The 8,300-nt window shown below is 44.6% G+C and carries 6 protein-coding genes and 2 pseudogenes; 4 read left to right on the top strand and 4 right to left on the bottom strand.

What is annotated here, in order from left to right:
• Positions 1–88 (top strand): annotated as a pseudogene (locus A1019T_RS13490) (RNA-guided endonuclease TnpB family protein); the annotation flags it as partial.
• Between the two features lie 59 nt (positions 89–147).
• Here the strand turns inward: A1019T_RS13490 and A1019T_RS00390 are convergent.
• The 3 genes from A1019T_RS00390 to nadA all read right to left on the bottom strand — a co-directional run bounded on the left by A1019T_RS00390 (position 148) and on the right by nadA (position 4,532).
• Positions 148–1,074, bottom strand: coding sequence for a LysO family transporter (locus A1019T_RS00390; protein ID WP_077449935.1), 927 nt, complete (start codon positions 1,072–1,074; stop codon positions 148–150).
• 238 nt (positions 1,075–1,312) lie between these two features.
• On the bottom strand, positions 1,313–3,265 hold the full coding sequence (gene nadB / locus A1019T_RS00385) for an L-aspartate oxidase (protein ID WP_077449934.1): 1,953 nt from the start codon (positions 3,263–3,265) through the stop codon (positions 1,313–1,315).
• Between the two features lie 64 nt (positions 3,266–3,329).
• Complete coding sequence (gene nadA, locus A1019T_RS00380; protein ID WP_077449933.1) at positions 3,330–4,532, bottom strand: quinolinate synthase NadA; 1,203 nt, start codon at positions 4,530–4,532, stop codon at positions 3,330–3,332.
• 326 nt (positions 4,533–4,858) lie between these two features.
• Between nadA and A1019T_RS00375 the strand changes: the two genes are divergently transcribed.
• The 3 genes from A1019T_RS00375 to A1019T_RS00365 all read left to right on the top strand — a co-directional run bounded on the left by A1019T_RS00375 (position 4,859) and on the right by A1019T_RS00365 (position 7,888).
• Positions 4,859–5,950: an NUDIX hydrolase gene (locus tag A1019T_RS00375; RefSeq protein WP_077449932.1), complete on the top strand. Its 1,092-nt coding sequence runs from the start codon at positions 4,859–4,861 to the stop codon at positions 5,948–5,950.
• A gap of 159 nt (positions 5,951–6,109) precedes the next feature.
• A complete protein-coding gene (nadC, locus tag A1019T_RS00370) occupies positions 6,110–7,018 on the top strand; it encodes a carboxylating nicotinate-nucleotide diphosphorylase (protein WP_077449931.1) in 909 nt (302 codons plus the stop codon).
• Positions 7,019–7,246: 228 nt separating this feature from the next.
• Entirely contained in the window at positions 7,247–7,888 is a 642-nt protein-coding gene (locus A1019T_RS00365; protein WP_077449930.1) for a MarC family protein, read from the top strand.
• Positions 7,889–8,059: 171 nt separating this feature from the next.
• Here A1019T_RS00365 and A1019T_RS00360 read toward each other — a convergent pair.
• A pseudogene (locus A1019T_RS00360) lies at positions 8,060–8,300 on the bottom strand (transposase); the annotation flags it as partial.

The raw sequence follows: 8,300 nt of genomic DNA, 5'->3' as shown, positions 1-8,300 counted from the left end.
CACATGGCATGATAGAGATATCAATGCTGCTAAGAACATCCTCGCGGTCGGGCTTGACCGTCTAGCTGTAGGAATCCCCTCGGTTTAGCGAGGGGAGGAGGTCAATTCTCGAGATTCTATTTTTAATGATTTAAGATTAAATTATTTTTAGCCAAAAGAAGCAAAAACCACCATCAATACTGGTGCCACAATATTAATGATGAAACCAAAACTAATCGCCAACGGCACGATACCTAAACCGCCTGATTGTTGAATAACCGGTAGAGTAAAGTCCAAACTGGTTGCACCGCCAAGCCCTACAGCCGCCGATGGGTATTTACGCATAAATAGTGGAATAAACAACAACGCAAAAAACTCACGCACCAAGTCATTAAATAAGGCGATACTGCCCCAAACTGCGCCATAAGCATCGGTCATAACGATGGCAGATAACGAATACCAGCCAAAGCCAGAGGCCAGTGCTAAGCTTTGTGGTAAGGTCACCTCATCAAACAGTAACCAAAATATCACCCCACCCATCAATACTGATAAAGTAAAGATAACACTAGTCTGCATGCCGCGCTTACTAAGCAGAACTTCTTTTAGAGTGATACCTGAGCCGTTTAGACCAATGCCTACCAGTAGAATTAAAAACATGAGTAGCCCAGTCATGGTGTTCTCTGGGGGCATCATGCTTACCGGTAGTACGCCACCAATCAAAAATCCGAAAATCACACAGAATACTTGGATTAAGCTGCCTCGGATACTGACTTTGTGTTCGGTGGTCGCTGTTTTTACCAAAGGTCGCCAAGGCACCAGACGATCAAAAATCATCAATCCTGCTAGACCACAACCGATGGTGAGTACTGATAACACCCCGACATATAAGATGATGTCGTTAATCTGATTGCCCAGCCCCTCTACTTGAGCCAGCTCAATTCCAATTAAGGTGAGGATGATATAGACCAAATAGCCCAGCATTTTTTCTGAATAATGAATTAACGTTTTATTCAGCGGTAAGGCAAAGCCTATAAATAAAGGGGTTAGGACCAAAACAAGGGTGATGAGATTGTCTAAGTTTTGTGGGGTTTGCATGAGAGGACACACAGCAAGTTTAATGAGAGTAATTCATGGTTACCGTCTGCTAAATCTTGAAAAATAAAAGCCTAGCAGTAGCCATGTTGAAGAAATAGCGATTCTACCATAGCTTGATAGGGTAGGGTGGTTTGGTATCAAAACTAAGATTTGCCTCACTGTAATAATAGACAGTGAGGGCATGATAAGGGAGGAAAAAGGAGGGTTCGCCTCCCCGAGACTAGCACGAGCACAGGAGCTAAGAAGCTTTGGCTACCAAACTAGAAGACTTAGAACAGGTTGATTTGTTTAATATAAGCTCAGCAATATTATCATTATTCGCCTTATTAGCTTTTGTGTTCGCTTGATTGTTTAGGGGCATAACGACACTGATTGCAGGCGAGTGGTTGAGACTGGAATGGTCTTCGCGATAATGCCCCCCTCGGCTCTCAGTACGAGTCAGGGCCGATTGTAATAACAGTGAGGCCAAAGTTAATAGCCGCTCGAAGCGAAATATATCTAAGGACCTATCTTGTGTTGCTAAGCTTTCCGTTTTGAATAACTGTAACTGTTGCTTTAAGTTAACAACCTGTTGTAAGGCCTGCTTTAAGCGGGTTTCATTGCGTTTGATACCCATGTTATCGGTCATTAGCTGCTTTAACTCAGATAATTGCTGTGTCAAATTAAAGTCAACTAAGGGTGAGACTATAGTTTCAGTAGATGAATTTAAAAATTCTGTAGGCACAGTGAATTGAGCAAGCAAGGGTGTATTGGGCATTAACTCAGGGAGGCTATTTTTATCTGGGCTTTGTTGGTTATTATTTAAGTCATTCTCATTGTCGAGCTTTTTAGCAAGCTGAGAAGCGATTTTTCGGCCCACCACCACACACTCTAAAAGTGAGTTGCTAGCCAGACGGTTAGCTCCATGCAGCCCAGTATGAGCCACTTCTCCAGCTGCATATAAATCTACTAGGTCCGTTTGCCCCATTGCATTGGTCACTACTCCGCCACAGGTATAGTGTGCAGTAGGGGCAACAGGGATCGGCTGTTGGGTGATATCAATGCCTAGGCTTAAACAGTGCGCATAAATATCCGGGAAATGCTGTTTGATAAAGTCAGCTGGCTTATGAGAGATATCCAAATGGACATATCCCAAGCCATTATTAGCAATCTCATTGGCGATGGCTCGGGCCACAATATCACGAGGGGCTAGCTCTTCACGCGCATCATAATTTGGCATAAAGCGTTGATGGGTCAACGGGCATAATAAATGGCCACCCTCACCGCGAACTGCCTCAGAAATCAGAAAACTGCTGCTGCCATTTTCATCGTTGTAGACCAAGCCTGTTGGGTGAAATTGGATAAACTCTAGATTGGCCAAACGACAGCCTGCTTCCCAAGCCATCATAATGCCATCACCGACGCAGACATTAGGGGCCGTGGCTCGACTAAATAATTGCCCCAATCCACCGCTGGCAAGGACCACCGCCGTACTATTAAAGCGTATTAAGTCATTGGTTTTGGTATTAATGGCCAGAGCACCAGTACAGCGTCGATCTGTGTCACTCTCATCAGTATCTTCAGTGAGTAGACTTAGGGCCTCATGGAAGGGGAGTAGGCTAATATTATTAGCTTGTGAAGATTGCTGATGCAGACGGATCATAACGTGTCGACCAGTAGCATCATCAGCATGAGCCACACGGCGACTTCCATGCCCGCCTTCTTGAGTTAAATGTAAGTCTGCAAGCGACGGCGCATTACTCTTAGTATCAGCAAGCAGTGTCGAGTGATCGTTGGTAGTAAAAGGCACTTGCTGAGCCAATAGCCAACGGATGGCATTGCTGCCTTGCGTGAGGATTTCGGTAGTGGCGTCTGCGTCGCACAAGCCATCGCCTGCTATCAAGGTATCGCTCACGTGGTCTGACACTTTATCTTCAGCATCAATAACGGCGGCTATACCGCCTTGCGCATAGTAACTTGAGCAAGCGGACAAATCGTCTTTTGCAAGAACCGTGACTTTTAAGTGTATGGGAAGAGAGAGTGCGGTTGCTAGACCTGCCAAACCCGCCCCTATGATTAATACATCGCAATGTTGTGTCAGAACGTTATCCTCTAAAGGTTTAGAGGGTGACTCTAATAATAGTTCAGATAGAAGTTCAGAGACAGTTTCTAGCGACGAATTATCAAGGGGGCGAGTTTTTGAGGTTGTCATAAGCAGGCTCTTATAAAAAGGTTAACTACAGTTTTATAGCTACTATCTAAGCAAAACCGACTGTCTAAGCAGGACCGACATGCTTATACAGTTCACGGTCTTTAATAAGATCACCACTGGCTGAAACGCGACGTTTTTGCTCAGCGGCAAAGTCGAGCATACGCTGTAACGGTTTAAGAGCCGCTTCGGCTAACTCAGGCTTTAATTTGATTTCACCACTGCCTGTCTCTAGACACTGCTCAATGCCCTTAAGCCCGTTCATGGCCATCCAAGGACAAAAGGCACAGCTTTTACAAGTGGCACTTTCACCTGCGGTTGGGGCCGCCAAAAATAGCTTGTCTGGAGAATGTTTTTGCATTTCATGTAAGATGCCAAGGTCAGTGCCGACGATGAAGGTTTTTGCGTCCATTTCTTTAGTAGCATTAAGTAGCTTACTGGTTGAGCCCACCACATCAGCAAGGGCCACCACACTGTCAGGAGATTCAGGGTGAACCAGCACCACAGCATCAGGATGCTCAGCTTTTAATTGCTTTAATTCCTTGGCTTTAAACTCATTGTGCACGATGCACGAGCCTTGCCAGAGAAGCATATCAGCGCCGGTTTCTTGTTGGATGTATTTGCCTAAGTGACGGTCTGGACCCCAGATAATTTTTTGGCCTTGTTCATGTAAATGAGTCACAATTTCAAGTCCCACAGAAGAAGTTACCACCCAGTCAGCACGGGCTTTGACCTCGGCACTGGTATTGGCATAGACCACCACAGTACGGTCGGGATGCTGATCACAGAAAGCACTAAACTCCTCGATAGGGCAACCTAAGTCTAGTGAGCATTCTGCTTCTAGGTCGGCCATAAGGACTGTTTTTTCCATACTTAAAATTTTAGCAGACTCACCCATAAATCTGACTCCAGCCACCACTAAGGTTTGGGCTTCATGTTCTTTACCAAAACGGGCCATCTCTAAAGAGTCGCCCACGCAGCCGCCGGTTTCTAAGGCTAAGTCTTGGATATAAGGGTCGACATAATAGTGCGCTACCAATACAGCGTTGTGCTCTTTTAGTAGACGCTTAATGTTTTCCACCACTTGCTGACGCTCACTGCGAGACAACTCAGCAGGGATTTTGGCTTTGGCATATTCGATATCGATGCTATTGACAGTAGACTGTTGGTTGCTTTGATCTAAAGTTGGGGCATCATAAGCAAAAAGCTCTACTTTCTCTGCGGTAGTGTTCTTTTCTAATTCGACTGGGCTGTTGGCTGAGGTGGTCATAAAAATCCCTATTACGATGTTGCTACTCAAAAAGTTATTAATTTAAAAAAAGTACTAATTTAAAAATAAATTATAAATTTATATAAAGTAAATATAATTATGCTCGTTTTGAGCATAAATACAAGAAGTTTTTTAATTAAAATTTATAGGAGATATTAAGTGCTTTGTAAAACCCTTATTTTTCATATACTTAGCATAGATTTTAGCAAGTTTTTATTGTTTTGAAATAATTTATGTTTACCTTTAAGCTTGAATTAGGCTTCGTGTAATCAAGCTGATTTACAGATATACTAAGCCCCATAGTTTTAATAACATTGATGATAAATATGAGTTTGTCTTTTTCTCACGCCCATAGCGAAGGTAGCGGTACCACTGAAGTGGTTGCCGTGTTGATTGCGATTACCCACGGCCGAGCCCGAGTGCTGACGGTGGATGGGGGTAAGCTTTTGCCCAATGGACCGCTTATGCCATTACACCGCTCATTGCAAGCGGGTGTACGCCAGTGGGTAGAAGAGCAGACAAAACAGCCTTTAGGGTATATCGAGCAGCTATATACCTTTGTCGATACCAATAGACGCAATAAAGACGGCCATGCCTTGGTCTATGTCAGCTATATGGGCTTGGTGCAAGAGGCAGCGATACCTGAAGCCATGGTAGAAGGGGACAAGGATAAAAAGTCAGACCCTGAATCAGCTTCGGGAGCAGTTAGTACTAAAAGCAGTGCCCGCTGGCGAGATTGGTACGATTATTTCCCTTGGGAGAATCGTCTGCAAACAGAGGCTAGCAGCAACCAAATCACTGAAAAGCTAAAGCAATGGGCAGAAGCGGCGAGTAGTAAGTCAGAGAGATTAAAGCGCCTACAACGTATTTATCTGTGCTGGGGTGGCGACTGGGAACAAGACTCAGATTTTGAACAGATCGTTGCCAGTGGTGATGGTCACAGTAGCAGTGCCAAAGAGATGTTTACAAAATGGGTGGCTGAGCATGCTCTACTACGTTATGAGATGCTCTATGAAGCGGGCTTATTACCTGAGTCACCAGACTATAATGCCAGTAAACTCCCAAAAAATTGGCATCAAGTCATCGGCGAGCCTATGTACTATGATCATCGTAGGGTGATTGCTACTGCCATATCGCGACTGCGCGCCAAGATTGAATATCGTCCGCTAATCTTTGGTCTAATGCCTGAAGAATTTACTTTGTTGCAACTGCAGCAAAGTGTAGAAGCTCTATCTGGGGTGCCTTTACACAAACAAAATTTTAGACGACTACTTGAAAGTCAAAACTTAGTCGAGCCGACGGGTAATAGCAGTCAAACCGGCCGAGGAAGACCTGCCAAGTTATATCGATTCCGATTTGATATAGGGCTACAAAGCTTATTGATGGACAGTAAGCTGCCGAAAAGTAACCCTCGTTGATCCTATACAGTAAATCATGAATTGATAACTAGGCTTAGATTAGTTATTGCTAAAGCGGTCTTTCTTCGTTATATTTATGCTCATTATGAGTATTATTGGTTGAGGTTTTTTGCCTTAGCTTTTTATTTTATCGTAAAAAATAACTATCCAGGACCCTTTATGACTTCAACGCCTAGCCCTCAGCAGACTTCTCATACTACAACCCTTAATGTCCCTCCGTTAAATGATGTTCTATTGATACCCTTGGTAGAAAATGCCTTAGTAGAAGATTTGGGTCGCCGTGGTGACGTAACCTCGCAAGCGACAATACCAGCTGACAAGCAAGCGACGTTGACTTTAACGGTTCGTGATGAAGGCGCGGTGTGTGGTTTAGCCTTAGCGAGACTGGCCTTTGCTCAAGTCGATGCCTCTATCCAATTTACGGCGCATACCCATGACGGAGCTTGGGTAACGGCAGGTCAAACTCTAGCCACTATTAGCGGTAATGCTCGTAATCTATTGACGGCGGAACGTACTGCTCTTAACTTCATGACTCATCTAAGCGGTATTGCTACGGCCACTCGCAAGGTCGTAGACCTAGTGGCTGATTATCCGGCGCAGATTACTTGTACCCGTAAGACCATTCCTGGTCTACGCACTGTGCAAAAATACGCCGTACGCTGTGGCGGCGGTCGTAACCACCGTTTGGGTCTGGATGATGCTATCTTAATTAAAGACAACCATATTGCCATTGCCGGCAACATTACTAAGGCCATTGAGCAAGCCAAACAGCTGGCAGGTCACCTAATTCCGATTGAGATTGAAGTCGATACCTTGGAGCAGCTACAGCAAGCGCTTGAAGCAGGGGCAGAGCTGGTGTTACTAGATAACATGAGTCCTGATACTTTACGTCAAGCGGTGGCTTTATGTAAAAACCACCCTAGTGGCCGAGTAAAAACGGAAGCTTCGGGTGGCATTACTCCAGATCGCGTCGTAGCCGTAGCTGAAACTGGGGTAGATTTCATCGCCATGGGATATTTGACTCACAGTACCACTGCGCTAGATATTGGCATGGACTTTTCGGCCTAAGTCTTACTTCAAGGGCCTGTAGCTTACTTTGACTAGGACCAAATCTTTGTAATAAAGTAAATGAGTGGCCCAAGCTTGTAATAATATGCTACTTGTGCGATACAAAGAGCAGTTATTGCCTTATAATTACCCCCTCTCTCATTACTAAATTGGGAAGCGTGCAGAGAGCCGCATACCGGTCCTGCACGCGCCAATATTGCCCTTTTTCTACAAACTGAGGCGCCCTTTATGGACACCGAAATTGTAAAAATCATAATAGCGTTTATGGTGCTAATTAATCCCTTTAGCGCGTTAACCCTGTTTTTAGATTCGACTCGAGGCTATAGCATGACTGATAGGCGCCGTTTTGCGCGTATCAGTAGCTTGACTGTGTTTATCACCATTACTTTCTTTACTGTCGCTGGTGAAAGCTTGCTAAAGGCCTTGGGTATCTCAGTAGGCTCTTTCCAAGTAGCCGGTGGAGTGCTGGTATTTTTGATTGCCATTAATATGATGAACGGTGACGGTAACCCCGCGAAACCCGATCAAGAAAACGTTGATTTTGATGACAGTGTGGAGAGTATAGGGAGTACAGCAGCAGCAGTAGTGCCGTTAGCCATACCTATGATGGTGGGCCCCGGAGGTATTTCTACGGTTATTATTTATTCTGCTCAAGTGTCCAATTGGCAACAAAAATTGGCGATTATCATCGCTGGATTATTGATTGCTGTATTTTGCTATCTGGCATTAATGGCCGCAGGACGCTTAAGTAAATTATTGGGCGATACTGGGCTGAACATTATCAGCCGTATTATGGGTATGCTGTTGGCTGCCGTGGCCATTGAGATTTTAGTCAGTGGTATCCGCACCATCTTTCCCAGTTTGGTCTAGCCTAAACTTACAAGCTTAGCTCAAATTGAATAGCCTCAATTCAATAGCTTTAACCTTATCAGATCACTGGCCTGATTCTTACTGAGCGCACAACTTACCGCGCCGAACTAACGGCGATATCAACTATTATCACCTATCGCTGTAAAACCACCCACTTCAGGGCATAGGTATCTACACAAATTTACTAGCGGCATCAGCGAAATCACGTAATTTGTCAGGGGGATAATGATTTACCAATTCGGTAAAATTAAGCCACTGGAACAATCCTGCCATCACAGCAGGTGCGGTTATTGGTTTGCTGCGTTTCATTTGTCGACCTGAGAGGCGCACTAAAAACAAAGCAAACTCTTGTGACTGTTTATCAGATGCTTGCATAATACGCCACACGAGCGTACAAGCCTGAGAAGCAATT

The sequence above is a fragment of the Psychrobacter piechaudii genome, assembly GCF_900162825.1.
GTDB classification, from domain to species: Bacteria; Pseudomonadota; Gammaproteobacteria; order Pseudomonadales; family Moraxellaceae; genus Psychrobacter; species Psychrobacter piechaudii.
This window is presented reverse-complemented; position numbering and strand designations above follow the sequence as displayed.